Raw genomic sequence first — 15,218 nt, 5'->3', positions numbered from 1 at the left:
AGACTTGCTTTGTTTGGCGAAAGAATGAAGTTTTTTAACGGCTGGTTTAATGATTTTTATGAGAATTATGATATGTCTGGCGAAAGACCGGATTTAATTCTCTTTGATTTGGGCATAAGTGTTTATCATTACGAAAAAAGCGGNNCATGATGAACCTTTGGATATGAGGCTTAATGCTTCTGAAGGGGAAAGTGCAGGTGACATTGTAAATTCCTGGAAAGAAGATGAACTGGCAAATATGATTTATTTATACAGCGACGAAAAAATGAGCCGAAAAATTGCAAAGGCGATTGTTGAAGCGAGAATGGGTGGAAAAATCACTTCTTCAAAAGCTCTTGCGGAAATTATTTGGAATGCGGTTCCTGCAAACTATCGTTACGGTCAGATTCATCCAGCTACAAGAACTTTTCAGGCTTTGCGAATTGCTGTAAACAGTGAATTGCGTCGTCTGCCAAAAGCTTTGCACAGTGCGTTCAATGTTTTGAAAGACGGTGGAAAAATGGGCGTGATTACTTTTCATTCTCTGGAAGACCGCATTGTAAAAAATTATTTTAGAAATTTAGGAAAACAGTGTGTTTGTCCTCCGGAACAGGCTGCCTGCACTTGCGGTGGTACTGCCTGCGCTGAAATTTTGACCAGAAAGCCTGTTGAGCCGACTGCCCAGGAAGTAAAGATGAATTCCCCAAGCAGAAGCGCAAAACTTCGTGTTGTGCGGAAAATCCATGATGCGAGCGCCCGGCATTTTATGGCAATCGAAGAGGAGGCTATGTGATGAAAAGAAAATTTTTTAAATCATATTTTTTTGCCTGCCTTGCAACTTTTTTGATTCCTGTTTTGCTGGTTTTTCAGGCGTTTCAGTCTTATCGCTATAAAAAACTGAGCGCAGAGATAAAAACACTGGAAAAAAAACAGGTTGAGCTTGTTGAACAGAACAGAAAATTGATTTCTGATATAAGCGTGCTTTCGAGTTCTGAAAGAATTGAAAAAATTGCCGAAGAAGAGCTTGGAATGCGGAAAGCCAACACCGAAGATATTGTTCGTGTTGAGATTAAAGGGGAAAATTAAAATTTAGGGTAACATAAAATGAAGAATCTTGCTGCTGAAAATACAAATACATCTCTTTTGACGTTGAATGAGCTTCTTGAAGTTGTTCGAGGAAGCGTTGTCGGCAATTTTGATTCTTCTCTTTTTTCTTTTAAATCCGTTGTGACTGACAGCCGCAATGTTGTTCCTTATTCACTTTTCGTGCCTCTAATTGGAGAGTTTCAGGACGGACACAAATATATTCCTCAAGCTTTGGAAAAAGGCGCATCGGTTGTTTTTGTTGCACGCTGTGCTTTTGAAAAATCTTCTGAAGAATTAAAAAAACTGGCAGAAAATAACCCGAAAACTGCATTCATTCTTGTTGAAAATACCCTTTATGCGCTTCAAAAAACTGCCGAACGCTATGTTGAGAAATTCCCGGACTTGATTCGCGTGTCTGTAACAGGTTCCAGCGGAAAAACTACAACTAAAGAGATTATAGCATCTGTTTTGAGCGAAAAATACGATGTTGTCTGCAATAAAGGAAATTTGAATAGCGAAACTGGCCTTCCTTTGAGTTGTTTTGAAATTCGGAGCGAAAATCAGGTTGCGCTTCTCGAAATGGGAATGAACCGTGAGGGCGAAATCGGTGAGCTTGCCGAAATTTTTAAGCCTCAATTTTGTGCAATTACGAATATTGGAACGGCTCATATTGGAAAACTTGGAAGCCGCCAGAAAATTGCGGAAGAAAAAAAGAAGATTTTTAATTTCTTAAAGGAAGATGGAATCGCCGTAATTCCCGAAAGCGATGATTTTTCTGATTTTTTAGCAGAAGGTGTAAAAGGAAAAATTGTTTTTTATGGAAAAAATGTAAAAAACAATGGAATTGAATTTTTGAGCGATGATGGAATTGACGGAACGAGTTTTAAGCTGGACGGCGAAACTGTTCATCTTGCAATTCCTGGAAGCTACAATTATTTAAATGCGCTTGCCGCAGTTGAAATTGGCCGCGCTCTTGGACTTTCCAGCCGGCAGATTAAAAATGGAATTGAAAAAGTAAAGCCTTTAAATGGCAGAAGCCGTATTTTAAAGGGAAAATATAAAATTCTTGAAGACTGTTACAACGCAAATCCAGATTCTATGGAAAAAGCTTTGGAATTTGCTGGCAGCATAAAATTTAGTGGAAAAAAGATTTTTGTTCTCGGGTCTATGCTTGAACTTGGGCAGGAGTCGTGCGAAGCTCACAAAAAAGCCGGTCTTGAAGCTGTAAGAGGCGGAGCGGATATGATCGTTTTTGTGGGAAAAGACATGCTCAGCGGGTTTGAATGTGCAAAAAGTTGCGGACAGAGGGCAGAAAATCTTCGCCTTGAATATTTTGAACACAGCGATGAAGATTCAATCAGGAAAATTGCTGAAATAATAAAAAATTTTGCAGTTGAAGGCGATTTTATTCTTCTGAAGGCAAGTCATGGAATTGCATTGGAACGTCTTGTTCCGCTTTTAAACGGTGGTGGGACTGAAAATGCATAATTTTAATTTTTTTGCCGAAAAACCAAGTTCAACTTATAGAAAAAGCGACTTTCATTTTTTAATTCTCGTTGTTTTATTGTGGGGAATTGGAATTGTAACGCTTTATTTTTGTTCTATGACTTACGGCATGCGTTTTCATCAAAATCCGTTTCATTCTACTCAAAGGCAACTTATAAGTTCGTTTATCGGGCTTCTTTTTATGATTTTTTTTGGAGTGATTGATATAAAAAAACTCCGCAAAATACTGCCTTTTATTGTTTTGGGTTCTCTTTTTCTTTGTGTCTTGACTTTTATACCGGGAATTGGAGTTGAAAGAAACGGTGCGCGCCGATGGATAAAAATTCCGTATTTTTCAACTTTTCAGCCTTCCGAAGCTATAAAATTTTCGATGGTTTTGTATTTGGCCAATCTTTTTGACAAGCAACGCAATTCCCTCGAAGAAGAAAGGTCGGATTTTCCGGCTGTTATTGGGCTTGTAGTTTTTGGTGGAATTGTTTTTGCTCAGCAAGATTTTAGTACAGGAATTTTTATAATTGGCTCAGGACTTTTGCTTTTTTTTGTTTCGGGTGTCAAATTAAAGATGTTTATTCCTCTTGCAGGACTTGCAATTCCTTTTTTTGCGCTTTTTATTCTTCTTGAGCCGTATCGCGTAAACAGAATCGTTGGTTTTTTAGCGCCGGACAGTTACGAGCAGACGCTTAACTGGCAGGTAAACGGCGCAAAACGCGCAATTATTGACGGCGGACTTTTTGGACAAGGAATTGGAACTGGCTTGACGAAATTGGGCGGAGTTCCAGAAATTCAGTCCGACTATATTTTTGCAGGCTGGGCGGAAGCCATGGGGCTTTTTGGCGTTGCGGTTTATATTGCAATTCTTTCGGCCTTTGCTTATAGGGTTGTAAAAATAAGCTTGCACTGCGGAAATTATTTTGCTGCGATTTCTTCGTTTGGCTTTGGAATGATGATTGTCTTGCAGTCTCTTGTGAATATTGGCGTAGCTGGCGGAGTTTTGCCTTCCACAGGAATTCCGTTGCCGTTTTTTAGTTCTGGCGGTTCTTCAATTATTTTTACACTTGCAATGTGCGGTTTTATCCTAAATGCGTCGAGAATTGAAGAAGAAAATGAAATTGAAAATTTTGACGGAGAAGGGATAAGATGAGTGAGATAATGATAACCTCTTTTGAGGATTTTAAGGTTCAGAATCATAAGAAAAAAGACACGAAGGGCAAGGTTTTGAAGGTTGTGTTTGCAATTCTTCTTGTTTTGCTTTTTGTGGAAGCGCTTGTTTATATTTTTGTTTTTCCGTGCCTAAATAATGTAAAGATAAATTTTTACGGCTTGAATAATTGCACTCGCCAGGAGCTTGTAAATGCCTGCGGCGAAAAACTCAACAGGAATTTTATCCGGTTCAATAAGGTTCAGGTTCAGTCGATAATTGCAAGTATTCCGGGAGTCGAAGATGTTGAAATTGAGCGGCGGTTTCCTGACAGAATTTTTATAAAAATAAAGGAAAGAGAGCCGGTTGCAGTTACTTTTGTGAATAAAAATGACAGAACTGTGCCTGTTCAAATCGACAAAAACGGAGTACTATTTCCTGTAAAATCTGCCGAGCTTCCTGTTGACGGTTCAATTCCGATTATTTCTGGAGTTCCTGTAGAAAATATTCCTGAGGGAATGAGGCTTCCTTCAAAATATCATTTGCTTATTGATCAGATTGCAAAAATTCAGTCTGTAAACAAAAAATATTTTGCGGCAGTTTCTGAAATTCATGTTGTTCCTCGCGAATACGGCAATTTTGAACTTGTTTTGATTCCGTTAAAAGCTCGCCTTCGGGTTCTTGCAGATCGTATTTTGGACGAAGATACGCTGCAAAAAATGATGGTGACTCTTGACGTTGTGACTGGTTTGGATCGCGATGTTGATGTAATCGATTTGCGCTACGGTTCAATTTCTTATCATTCCCGTTCTTCAAAGTAACGGTTGTTTTTAGGAGCATATTTTGGGCAATATTATAGTTGGTCTTGATCTTGGTACAAGCAATGTGCGCACTGTAATTGGAGAAATTACGGAAGACAACAAAATAGAAATTATCGGTACGGCTCAAAAAGCATCTGCTGGCCTACGAAACGGCATAATCGTAAACCGTGAAAGTGCAATGGAATGTATAAAAAATTGTATTGAAGAAGCGGAGCAAAAGGCTGGATATGAAGTTTATTCTTGTGTGACTGCAATTGGCGGTCAGCAAGTTGAAAGTCAGAATTCAACTGGATTTTTGCCGATCGCTTCTCACGGAAAAGGCGCACGGGAAATTACAAAACAGGACATTAAGAATGTTATTGACGCTTCAAATTCAATAAATATTCCTTATGACAGAAAAATGCTTCATGTAATTCCTCAGAATTTTATTATTGATGGAAACCTGCCTTGCAAAGAGCCGCTTGGAAATCTTGCTGTCAGGCTTGAAGCGGAAGTTTTAATAATCACCACTTCAAAAACTGCAATTGCAAATATAACTCAATGTATTGAACGCGCAGGTTATTCAATTGATAATATTATGTTGAAAACTTTGGCTTCCATGCACGCTGTAATGGATCCTGAAGAAAGGGATTTGGGGTCAATTATAATTGATTTGGGCGGAGGAACTACGGACGCAATCGTCATAAATAAAGATGCTCCCGTCTGTACTGTTTCGATTCCTGTCGGCGGCAACCTTGTTACGAACGATATTGCTGTCGTAAAAGGAGTTTCTGCCGCAAATGCTGAAAAAATTAAAATTGAAGACGGATGCTGCTGGCTCGATGCAATGGAAGGTGAAAGGGAAGTTATAATTCCTGGTGCTGGCGGCCGTCCGCCGGAAGTTTGTGCTCGTTCAGAAATTTGCGAAATTATTGAACCTCGAATGCAGGAAATTTTTACAATGATTCGAGATGAGATAATTGACCGGGCAAATTTGCAGTTGTCTGGAAATATTATTTTGACGGGTGGCGGGGCGCTTATGCCTGGAGTTGTCCAGCTTGCTGAAAGCGTTTTTGGCACAACTGCCGTTAGAATCGGAGTTCCTGGAGATTTTGGTGGAATTCGTGAAGAATATAGAAGACCGGATTTTGCAACAGCTGTTGGACTTGTAAACGGTTATTTTGAAGGATTTTGCGGATCAGACAGTCCGAACAAAAAAAGTAAAAAAGGACAGAACGAAAAACATTCTGATGAAATTGGACTTATCCAGAAATTTTTCAAAAAGTTTTTTTAGAAGGTCAAAAGTCAATTTTTAGAATGTTTTGATAAAACTCGATATTTGTTCTGGCAAAATATCTAAAAACTGGAGTTTATAAAAAGCAGATGGGGATTTGCTAAAAAATATGGGCGGGAGGACAAAATGAATATTCTAGCCGTAAACGAGGAAAAATCGGAAAAAACAGAACCTGATTTTTCAGTAAAAACAATCGAACCTGTAAATCCTACAAAAATAAAGGTTATCGGTTGCGGTGGCTGTGGCGGAAATGCCGTAAATAATATGATTGATGCCGGAATTCAGGGGGTTGAATTTATTGCGCTCAATACAGATTTGCAGCATCTTGCTGTTTCCAAGGCCGACTATAAAATTCAAATCGGTAAAAAAATTACCGGAGGACTTGGAGCTGGAATGCATCCAGAGATTGGAGAAGAAGCCGCAAAAGAGGAATCTGAAAATCTAAAAAAGCTTCTGCAGGGAACAAATATGGTTTTTATTACGGCAGGAATGGGCGGTGGAACTGGAACTGGCTCTGCCCCTGTCGTTGCAAAACTCGCAAAAGAACTTGGAATTCTTACTGTTGCTGTAGTCACGACTCCTTTTGATTTTGAAGGTGAAGCACGACGCGAGCTTGCAGAAGAAGGCATAAAAAAACTCCGAACAGAAGTTGATTCTTTGATTGTGATTCCAAACCAGCGCGTTTTTGAAGGACCAGAAAAAAAGCCTTCAGTTTTGCAGGGATTTAAAATTATTGATGATATTTTGCGTCAAGGTGTACAGGGAATTTCTGACATAATTACAAAAACTGGCGTTGTAAACCGCGACTTTAACGATGTAAATACCGTAATGAAAGGTCAGGGCGATGCTATTCTTGGAATTGGCGTTGCGGAAGGCGAAAACCGTGCTGTCGATGCTGCTTCTATGGCAATCAACAATAAGCTTCTTTCTGATACTCACATTGACGGAGCAAAAAATGTTCTTGTAAAAATCAGCGGCGATGAAAGCGTTGGTATTGATGAATGTGATGAAATTGTAAAAGGAATTACGGCTAGCGCGTCAAAAGATGTAAAGGTTTTGTGGGGGCTTTATACTGAACCAGAACTTGGCGATAAAATCAGCGTGACTGTCGTTGCTACTGGTTTTAATTCTCCTGAAGTTCTTGAAGAAAAACAGGAAGAATCTGCGGCCGAAGAGAATGTGCAGACATCGGCAAAACAAAAAAACGACAAAAACACAATCGGTCTTGGCGATTTTATAAACGTTTTGAACGGCGGTTCTTTTGAAGATGTTTCGACATTTTCCGAAAAGAAAAAAGAAATTCCAGTTGTTGAACAGAGCACCGCTTCAAAAATCGCAGGCGGCGCAAAACCGGCAAATACTCTTGAAGAAAGAAGGGAAAATGTTTCTAACCGCATGCAGCCTGGCCTTGTTCCTCCGCCGAATTTTGATATAAACGATATAAATCAGCCTACATATTTGAGAAAAAAATATTCAAAGCTCATTGATCTTTCAAAAAAATAAAAAATGACGGTAAAAATGCTTGTTCAACAGTTTTATACTGATGTAAGGACTGTTGAACGGCTTAGCGAAAATACAGCAAAAACTTACGCGGAATGTGTTGTTCTTTTTTTTAGGTGGCTGGCAAAAGAAAAAATAAAGCTTTCTTCTGTAACCACAAAAAATTTGGTTTATTATCTTGTCTGGAGAAAAACTGAGGGAACAGACGAACTTACAATTGCGAAAGATATTTCGGCGCTCCGGCTTTTTGGTTCTTTTTTAAAAAGAAAAAACTATTGGAAAGAGAATTTTGCCCTTCCTTTGGACAGACCAAAAGCGAGCCGTTCTCTGCCAAAAGTTTTGAGTGTTGAGCAGGTTGATGCTTTTTTGAATGCAATTGACCTTTCTAAACCGCTGGGGATTCGCGACAGAGCCTTGTTTGAGCTTATTTACAGTTGCGGACTTCGGATTAGCGAAGCGGCCGGACTAAAAATACAGAATCTTCATCTTAAAGAGAGGATTTTGATTGTCCATGGAAAAGGTGATAAAGAGCGGATGGTGCCGTTTGGAGAAGCTGCAAAAATCCGCCTTGAAGCATATTTAAATGATATTCGGCCGCAACTGGTCGGTACTAGAGTAATTGATGAAGTTTTTGTAAATTATCAAGGTAAGCCTTTGAGCAGAAAAGGAATTTGGAAGAATTTTCAAATTTACGAAGCAAAAAGCGGGATAAATGCAAAAGTTCATACTTTGCGCCATAGTTTTGCAACCCATTTGCTCGCCGGCGGAATGGATTTGCGTTCTGTGCAGGAATTGCTTGGTCATTCGGATCTTGCAACGACTACGATTTACACGCATATTGAAAATTCTCAATTGAGAGAAGCTCATAAAAAGTTTTTTCCGGGACATAGAACGGAAGAGCAGGAGGATTAAGAAAATGATAAAAATTGTCCTAAAAAAATCTTCACAAAAAAATTTAAGGAATTCAATTTTTGCCTTTTTTTTAGCCGTATTCCTTTTTTGCGGCTGTTCTGGAAAATCAAGCAAGACAATAATTCGTCTTCAAAAAATGGAGGAAAATGTTGGTTCTCCTACGACCGAGGCTGAATTAAAAGACGCTATAAAAAAATATCAAGACCGTGTAACCGATATTCAGCTTGCAAACTCTCAAATTGGAATTTGGTACAAAATGCTTGCAACACGTTATCTTGATGCAAAAATGTACGGGGAAGCCTTAAAAACTTTTCAAACTGCAATTCAATATTATCCTGCAAATCAAAATCTTTTTTATTATGTCGGGGTTTGCGCCGGTTATATGGCAAAAGCTTCCCTGGATTTTAATGCGGGCGGCGGAACTTCTGCCGAAAAGTTCAATTATTTAAAACTTGCGGAAAGCGCATATTTAAGGGCGATTGAGCTAGAACCGCGTTATGTCCGTTCACTTTACGGTCTTGGCGTTCTCTATGTATTTGAACTTGATCAGTGCGAAAAAGCAATTCCTTATCTTGAAACTGCGCTTAGTGTTGAAACAAAAAACACAGACATTATGTTTGTTCTTGCCAGAGCATATTATGTTGAAGGTCAGTACGACAAAGCTGTTTCGCTTTATGATAAGATAATTTCTGTAACAAAATCTGAGCAGAAAAAAAATAGCGCAGAAGCAAATAAAAAAATTGCACTTGATGCTTCCTATGCAAATTAGCGAAAACGAAATCATAAAGAGGCTGATGCTTTCCGAGGCCTCTTTTTTAACGCTCAAAGAAAAGACTCTTTTGCAAAAAAAACTTGACAGTTTTAATGACATTGCGTTAATGTCAAATAAAGAACTTTCTTCTATTATAAACAGGGATTTAATAAAGACTTCTTGGGATGGAAAAAAAGTTCTAAAAAAAGCGCAAATTGCAAATTTTCTTATGCAAAAATTTGGCATAAGATGGACCTTTTTCGGAGATTCGGATTATCCCGTATTGCTGACAGAAATGAAAGATTCACCTTATGTTATTTTTTATCGTGGAAATTTGGATTGCTTGAAGGCGAATTGTGTTTCGATTGTAGGGACTCGAAGAGCGACTTTTACAGGAAAAAACGCAGCTTTTGAGTTTGCAAGAGATGCGTCAGATAATGGCGAAACTGTAGTTTCTGGTCTTGCTTATGGAATTGATATTGCAAGTCATAGAGGAGCATTGGCTGGAAAATCTGCAAAAACCGCGGCTGTTTTGCCAGGTGGAATTGATTCGATTATTCCTGCAGGGCACTCAAAAATTGCCGTTCAAATTGTTGAAAACGGCGGATTGATTTTGAGCGAATATACACCTGGAACTCCTGCCCAGCCTTTTCGTTTTGTGCAACGCAACAGAATTATTGCCGCTTTGAGTCCGGCAACTGTGGTTGTTCAGGCGCCTGCTGGAAGCGGGGCTATGATTACGGCAGGACTTGCGCTTGATTACAACAGATATGTGTTTTTTCACGAAGCGTGTTTTAATCAGGAATCAAAAGCTTTGGACGTAATAAATGCTCAAAAACTTTCGGCAATGGCTTTAAGAGAAAAAAACGGACAAAAAAAGGCTTATGCAAAAAGCTTGAATTCTCCGGAAAGATACGTTTCTGAAGGGGCGCCTGTTGTAAAAAGCTACGCAGAATACTATGCGTTAAAAAATGAAGATTTCTGCGGAATAACCTTAAAAAAGGATGAAGAGCAGTTAAATTTGTTTATTGATTGAATTTGGAGTAAAAAATGGCAGCTAAGAAAAAAGAGAGTGCGGAAAAAACTCTGGTAATTGTAGAGTCTCCTGCGAAAGCAAAAACAATTGAAAAATATCTTGGGCCAGGCTATACGGTAAAAGCGAGCATGGGTCATCTTATCGATCTCCCGAAAAGCCGGATGGCAATCCAAATTGATAATAATTTTGAACCTGAATATATAACAGTCCGCGGACGTGCAAAGCTTTTGAAGGAATTGCAGAAAGATGCAAAAAACAGCAGCCAGGTATTTCTGGCATCCGATCCTGACCGCGAAGGAGAAGCGATTGCCTGGCATTTGAACAACGCAATCAAAGAAAAAACATCTGCGGACATAAAGCGCGTTGTTTTTAATGAAATTACTCCAAATGCAATTCGCGAAGCGGTAAAAAATCCTCGCGGTATTTACGAAAGCCTTGTAAACGCGCAAAAAGCTCGCCGTGTTCTTGACCGTCTTGTAGGCTACAATTTGAGTCCGCTTTTGTGGGAAAAAGTAAAAAACGGTCTTTCTGCAGGCCGAGTTCAGTCGGTTGCATTGCGCCTTATTTGCGAACGTGAAAAAGAAGTGGAAGATTTTATTCCTGAAGAATATTGGACTTTGGAAGCGGATTTTGTAAAAGGTAAAACCCAGTTTACGGCTCAGCTCGTAAAATATAAGGGGGCAAAGCCTGAATTAAAAAACGAAGCTGAAGTCAATAAAATCATAGAAGAAATAAAAAATTCCGAATGTAAAGTAAAGGAAATAAAAAACACAGACAAAACAGTTCGCCCAAAAGCGCCGTATACGACGAGTAAACTTCAGCAGGATGCCGCAAACAGGCTAGGTTTTACTTCAAGAAAGACCATGCAGGTTGCACAGCAGCTTTACGAAGGAATTCAGATTGGAAGCAGCCGTGTCGGTCTTATTACTTATATGCGTACAGATTCTGTCAGAATTGCACAGAGCGCGCTCGATGATGTCCGCAAATGGATTGGCAAAAATTTTCCTGACCAGCTTCCTGCCGAGCCGATTCATTATGCAGTTGGAAAAAGCGCCCAGGATGCGCATGAATGTATTCGCCCGACTTATATTGATTACACTCCAGACAGCGTAAAGGAATATCTTACCCGCGACCAATTGAGACTTTATTCAATTATTTGGGAAAGATTTTTTTCAAGCCAGATGAACAATGCAAAAACACGTACAACAAGTGTTGATATTGAAGCTGGAGATGCTCTTTTCCGCGTAAGCGCTTCAAAACTCATTGAAAAAGGTTTTTACAGCGTAATGAAAGTTCTTTCTTCAAAGGAAGAAGTTACAGGAAACATTCCGGCTTTAAAAGAAGGCGAAGTTTTGGATAGTGCTCATAAGTTCTATCCTGAACAGCACTTTACTTCTGGCCCCGCACGCTATACGGATGCTTCAATCGTAAAAATGCTTGAAGAAAAAGGAATTGGACGTCCTTCTACATATGCGCCGATTATTTCTGTTTTGCTCGATCGTTATTACGTAACAAGAAATAACAGACAGCTTATGCCGACGGTTCTCGGAAAAATGATTTCGAAAATTCTTGTAGAATCATTTCCTGACGTTATAAACGAAAAATTTACAGCGGAAGTTGAAAACGAACTCGATGCGGTTGAACAAGACAAGGTCGTATGGAACGATATGATTCGCGATTTTTATGGTCCTTTTAAAAAACGTGTTGAAGAAGTTGAGCATAATACAGAAAGCATAAAGGGATTTTTGGACGAAAAGACTGATTTGGTCTGCGAAAAATGCGGCAAGCCGATGGTGAAAAAGCTCGGCAGATTTGGCTTTTTTCTTGCTTGCTCAGGATTTCCAGAATGCCACAACACAAAGTCTATTCCTCTTGCAAAATGTCCGATAAAAGGCTGTAACGGCGACATTGTTGAACGAAAATCAAAGGGAAGAGGAAAGTCTTTCTACGGATGTACAAATTATCCAAAATGTTCATTTATCAGTCATTTTAAACCTATCGACGCAACCTGTCCTAAGTGCGGCTGGTTTTTGGTTGAAAAATTTGACAAAAAGAATGGAACTTACAAATCGTGCATAAATCCAGATTGTGATTATCTGCACTCTGCCGGAGAAGAAGAAATGCCGGCGATTCCTTCTGAAGATTGAGGTAAGTTTTTTTGACAATAAAAGAGGCTTGCGAAGAATTTTTGCTTTATATTGGTTCTGTAAAGGGAATGTCGCAAAATACTGTGACGGCATATAAAAATGACCTTGAACAGCTTTGCCTGATGCAGAGCATTGGTTTTGAACGGCAGATAGAAACTGTAACAACCGATGACTTGAGGCTTTGTGTTGGAAATATGTCTTTAAAACATAGAAAAAACACTTCCATAAATAGATTTATTTCATCATTTAGAAGCCTTTTCGCTTATTGCTGGAAATTCGGATATTTAAAAACGAATCCTGCGCTTGAAATAAAAACCGTAAAAACGTCAAAAAACTTGCCGAATTTTTTGACAGGCGCAGAAGTTGATAAAATTTGCTCCGAACCGGATAAAAAGCCTCTTTTATGGAAAAGCCGCGACAAAGCCCTTTTTGAGGTGATGTATTCAAGCGGCTGCCGTCTTTCTGAAGTTGTCGGCTTAAAAATTTCAGATTTTTCGTACGGTTTTTCGAGTGCAGTTGTAAGAGGAAAGGGAAAAAAAGACCGAATTGTTTATTTTGAAAAAGACGCTCAAAACGCAATAAAAACTTATCTTGCAGAAAGAAATTCGCGTTTTACAGATTTAAAGATTAGAAATCCGAAAGATTTTCTGTTTGTAAGCCAAAAGGGAGAACCTTTGGGACGTGGAGGTGTCGGTTTTATTCTTTCTAAATATTCGGGAGCGGAGGGGACAAACCGTCATGTAAATCCTCACGCGTTCAGGCATACTTTTGCCACTGCCCTCATAACCCAGGGAGCAGATGTCCGGCTTGTTCAGGAAATGCTTGGCCATTCTTCGATAAGTACAACTCAACGATATACTCACGTTTCTACAGACAAAATGATTGCAATGTACAATAAAGCGCACCCTCACGGCGGAAACAAAATTTAAAAGAATTGACAATTTACCGATAATTTTCTTTTTTGTTTTTTTTCTTGCCCGATTATTTTTTTTTGAATATATTTAAAATATGGAAAAGGCTAAAATTAGAAGTACGACAGTTATTGCTGTAAAAAAAGACGGTAAAGTTGCTATGGCCGGAGACGGACAGGTTACTCTTGGAAACACGGTTTGCAAAGGCAATGCGCGTAAAGTTCGAAAAATTTACAATGGGAAAATTTTGACAGGTTTTGCTGGAAGCGTGGCAGACGCTTTTACTTTGCTTGATAAATTTGAAGAAAAAATAAAAGAGTTTAACGGTGATTTGACCCGTTCTGCTGTTGAGCTTGCAAAAATGTGGCGTACAGAACGTTCTTTGCAGAAACTCGAAGCAATGCTGATTGTTGCGGATAAGTCAAAAATTCTTTTGATAAGCGGCGATGGAAACGTAATTGAACCGGAAAATGATGTTCTTGCAATCGGTTCTGGCGGGAATTACGCTTATTCTGCGGCTCTTGCCTATTTGGAATGCAGCAATTACAGTGCAAAAGAAATTGCGGAAAAATCATTGGGCATTGCAGGAAATATTTGTATTTACACGAACCATAACGTGACAGCAGAAGTTCTTGAATAGAAAAAACTGCAAACTTACATTTAAACGTTATTGCAAAATAAAAAAGGAAAAAAAACTATGGCTATTGAAGGACTTACACCTAAACAGATAGTAGAAAAACTCGACCAGTACATAATTGGCCAGGAAAAAGCAAAAAGGGCGGTTGCTGTTGCTTTGCGTAACCGTTTGCGCCGGATTCATCTTTCTGAAGATATTCGGGACGAAGTTGCGCCAAAAAATATTCTTATGATTGGACCTACAGGTTCTGGAAAAACAGAGATTGCACGTCGGCTTGCAAAACTCGTAAATGCGCCTTTTATAAAGGTTGAAGCGACAAAATACACAGAAGTTGGCTATGTTGGACGCGATGTTGAATCAATGATTCGTGACCTTATGGCAGTTGGTTTTAATAACGTAAAGGCAGAAATGGAAGAGCAGATGAAAGAATCAAGCCTTCCGAAAGTTGAAGAAAAGATTCTTGACCTTTTGCTGCCCGGAACAGAAAAAAAACAGAAAACGCCAAAGAATTCCGAATCTATGCCGATGCCGGAAAATGCGTTTGTTTTGCCGGAGCAGATTTCTGACGAAAAAACAGAATCGTCTCAGAATTCGACCCGCGAAAAATTCCGCCAGATGCTTCGTGAGGGCAAACTCGAAGACCGCGAAGTTGAAGTTACAATAAGAAGGCAGCCACGCGGACCGAGCATGGAAATTATTGCCGGTGGAAGCCTTGATGATTTGCAAAGCGGAATGCAGGATTTGCAGAATATTTTGACAGGCCGGAATTTGAAGAAAAAAATGGTTACTGTTCGCGAAGCGCGCAAGATTTTACAGGCAGAAACATTGGATTCAATGATTGATCCTGACAAAGTTGCTGATATTGCAAAGCAGCGTGTGGAACAGAGCGGAATTGTTTTTATTGATGAAATCGACAAAATCGCGGCAAAAAATCAGAATTCTTCTGGACAGGTAAGCCGCGAAGGCGTTCAGAGAGACATTCTTCCGATTGTTGAAGGCTCAAAAGTGAATACAAAATGGGGCGTTGTAGATACAACTCATATTTTGTTTATTGCCGCAGGAGCCTTTAGCATGAGCGCACCAAGCGATTTGATTCCTGAATTGCAGGGACGTTTTCCTCTTCGCGTTGAACTTGAAAGCCTTACAAAGAATGAATTTAAGCGCATTTTGCTTGAACCAAAAAATGCTCTTACAAAACAGTATACTGCGCTTTTGGAAACAGAAGGCTTAAAAATTGAATTTAGCGACGATGCAATCGACAGAATGAGTTTCCTTGCAGAAGATGTAAACAGCCGAAGCGAAAATATTGGCGCACGCCGTTTGCATACGATTATGGAAAAAGTTCTGGAAGATGCAAGTTTTTCTGCAGACGAACATTCTGGAGAAACTCTTACAATTGATGCAAAATTTGTTGATGAAAAGCTCCGTGGCGTTGTTACGGATGTTGATTTGTCGCGCTACATTCTGTAAAAAAAAATTGAATTTGCTGGCGCACGGCCTGCCACTTACATGGCAGGGATA

Annotated in this window: 14 protein-coding genes; all 14 read left to right on the top strand. The window is 39.4% G+C overall.

From position 1 onward, the window contains the following. Positions 1 to 163: 163 nt before the first annotated feature. Positions 164 to 772, top strand: coding sequence for a 16S rRNA (cytosine(1402)-N(4))-methyltransferase RsmH (rsmH, locus tag B3Y13_RS07735; RefSeq protein ID WP_296693751.1), 609 nt, complete (start codon positions 164 to 166; stop codon positions 770 to 772). Beyond that, positions 772 to 1,065, top strand: a complete 294-nt coding sequence (gene ftsL / locus B3Y13_RS07730) for a cell division protein FtsL (protein WP_296020105.1) — start codon at positions 772 to 774, stop codon at positions 1,063 to 1,065. The genes rsmH and ftsL overlap by 1 nt, the downstream gene beginning before the upstream one ends. Positions 1,066 to 1,083: 18 nt before the next feature. Beyond that, positions 1,084 to 2,553: a UDP-N-acetylmuramoyl-tripeptide--D-alanyl-D-alanine ligase gene (locus B3Y13_RS07725; protein WP_296693749.1), complete on the top strand. Its 1,470-nt coding sequence runs from the start codon at positions 1,084 to 1,086 to the stop codon at positions 2,551 to 2,553. Continuing rightward, positions 2,546 to 3,712, top strand: a complete 1,167-nt coding sequence (locus B3Y13_RS07720) for an FtsW/RodA/SpoVE family cell cycle protein (protein ID WP_296020101.1) — start codon at positions 2,546 to 2,548, stop codon at positions 3,710 to 3,712. Before B3Y13_RS07725 ends, B3Y13_RS07720 begins: the two co-directional genes overlap by 8 nt. Beyond that, complete coding sequence (locus tag B3Y13_RS07715; RefSeq protein WP_296693745.1) at positions 3,709 to 4,530, top strand: cell division protein FtsQ/DivIB; 822 nt, start codon at positions 3,709 to 3,711, stop codon at positions 4,528 to 4,530. The genes B3Y13_RS07720 and B3Y13_RS07715 overlap by 4 nt, the downstream gene beginning before the upstream one ends. 22 nt (positions 4,531 to 4,552) lie before the next feature. Continuing rightward, the gene (gene ftsA, locus B3Y13_RS07710; RefSeq protein ID WP_296020095.1) at positions 4,553 to 5,803 is read left to right on the top strand and encodes a cell division protein FtsA; all 1,251 of its coding nucleotides are present in this window, start codon (positions 4,553 to 4,555) and stop codon (positions 5,801 to 5,803) included. Positions 5,804 to 5,929: 126 nt separating this feature from the next. Further along, positions 5,930 to 7,306 carry a cell division protein FtsZ gene (gene ftsZ / locus B3Y13_RS07705; protein ID WP_296693742.1) on the top strand — a complete coding sequence of 459 codons (1,377 nt, stop codon included), beginning with the start codon at positions 5,930 to 5,932 and terminating at the stop codon, positions 7,304 to 7,306. A gap of 3 nt (positions 7,307 to 7,309) precedes the next feature. Beyond that, the gene (locus B3Y13_RS07700; RefSeq protein ID WP_296020090.1) at positions 7,310 to 8,215 is read left to right on the top strand and encodes a tyrosine recombinase; all 906 of its coding nucleotides are present in this window, start codon (positions 7,310 to 7,312) and stop codon (positions 8,213 to 8,215) included. Between the two features lie 4 nt (positions 8,216 to 8,219). Next, a complete protein-coding gene (locus B3Y13_RS07695; protein ID WP_296020087.1) occupies positions 8,220 to 8,984 on the top strand; it encodes a tetratricopeptide repeat protein in 765 nt (254 codons plus the stop codon). Further along, positions 8,974 to 10,002 (top strand): DNA-processing protein DprA, encoded by a 1,029-nt coding sequence (gene dprA, locus B3Y13_RS07690; protein WP_296020084.1) that lies wholly within the window; start codon positions 8,974 to 8,976, stop codon positions 10,000 to 10,002. The genes B3Y13_RS07695 and dprA overlap by 11 nt, the downstream gene beginning before the upstream one ends. Positions 10,003 to 10,016: 14 nt before the next feature. After that, positions 10,017 to 12,149 carry a type I DNA topoisomerase gene (gene topA / locus B3Y13_RS07685; RefSeq protein WP_296020080.1) on the top strand — a complete coding sequence of 711 codons (2,133 nt, stop codon included), beginning with the start codon at positions 10,017 to 10,019 and terminating at the stop codon, positions 12,147 to 12,149. 11 nt (positions 12,150 to 12,160) lie between these two features. Then, positions 12,161 to 13,078: a tyrosine-type recombinase/integrase gene (locus tag B3Y13_RS07680; RefSeq protein ID WP_296693739.1), complete on the top strand. Its 918-nt coding sequence runs from the start codon at positions 12,161 to 12,163 to the stop codon at positions 13,076 to 13,078. A 79-nt stretch (positions 13,079 to 13,157) separates the two neighbouring features. Further along, a complete protein-coding gene (gene hslV / locus B3Y13_RS07675; protein ID WP_296020076.1) occupies positions 13,158 to 13,700 on the top strand; it encodes an ATP-dependent protease subunit HslV in 543 nt (180 codons plus the stop codon). 57 nt (positions 13,701 to 13,757) lie between these two features. After that, on the top strand, positions 13,758 to 15,167 hold the full coding sequence (gene hslU / locus B3Y13_RS07670; RefSeq protein WP_296693737.1) for an ATP-dependent protease ATPase subunit HslU: 1,410 nt from the start codon (positions 13,758 to 13,760) through the stop codon (positions 15,165 to 15,167). Positions 15,168 to 15,218 lie beyond the last annotated feature (51 nt).

This window comes from Treponema sp. UBA7567 (genome assembly GCF_002476655.1).
Classification (GTDB): Bacteria; Spirochaetota; Spirochaetia; order Treponematales; family Treponemataceae; genus Treponema_D.
The sequence above is the reverse complement of the archived record's forward strand: the minus strand, read 5'-3'. Positions and strand labels throughout refer to the sequence as shown.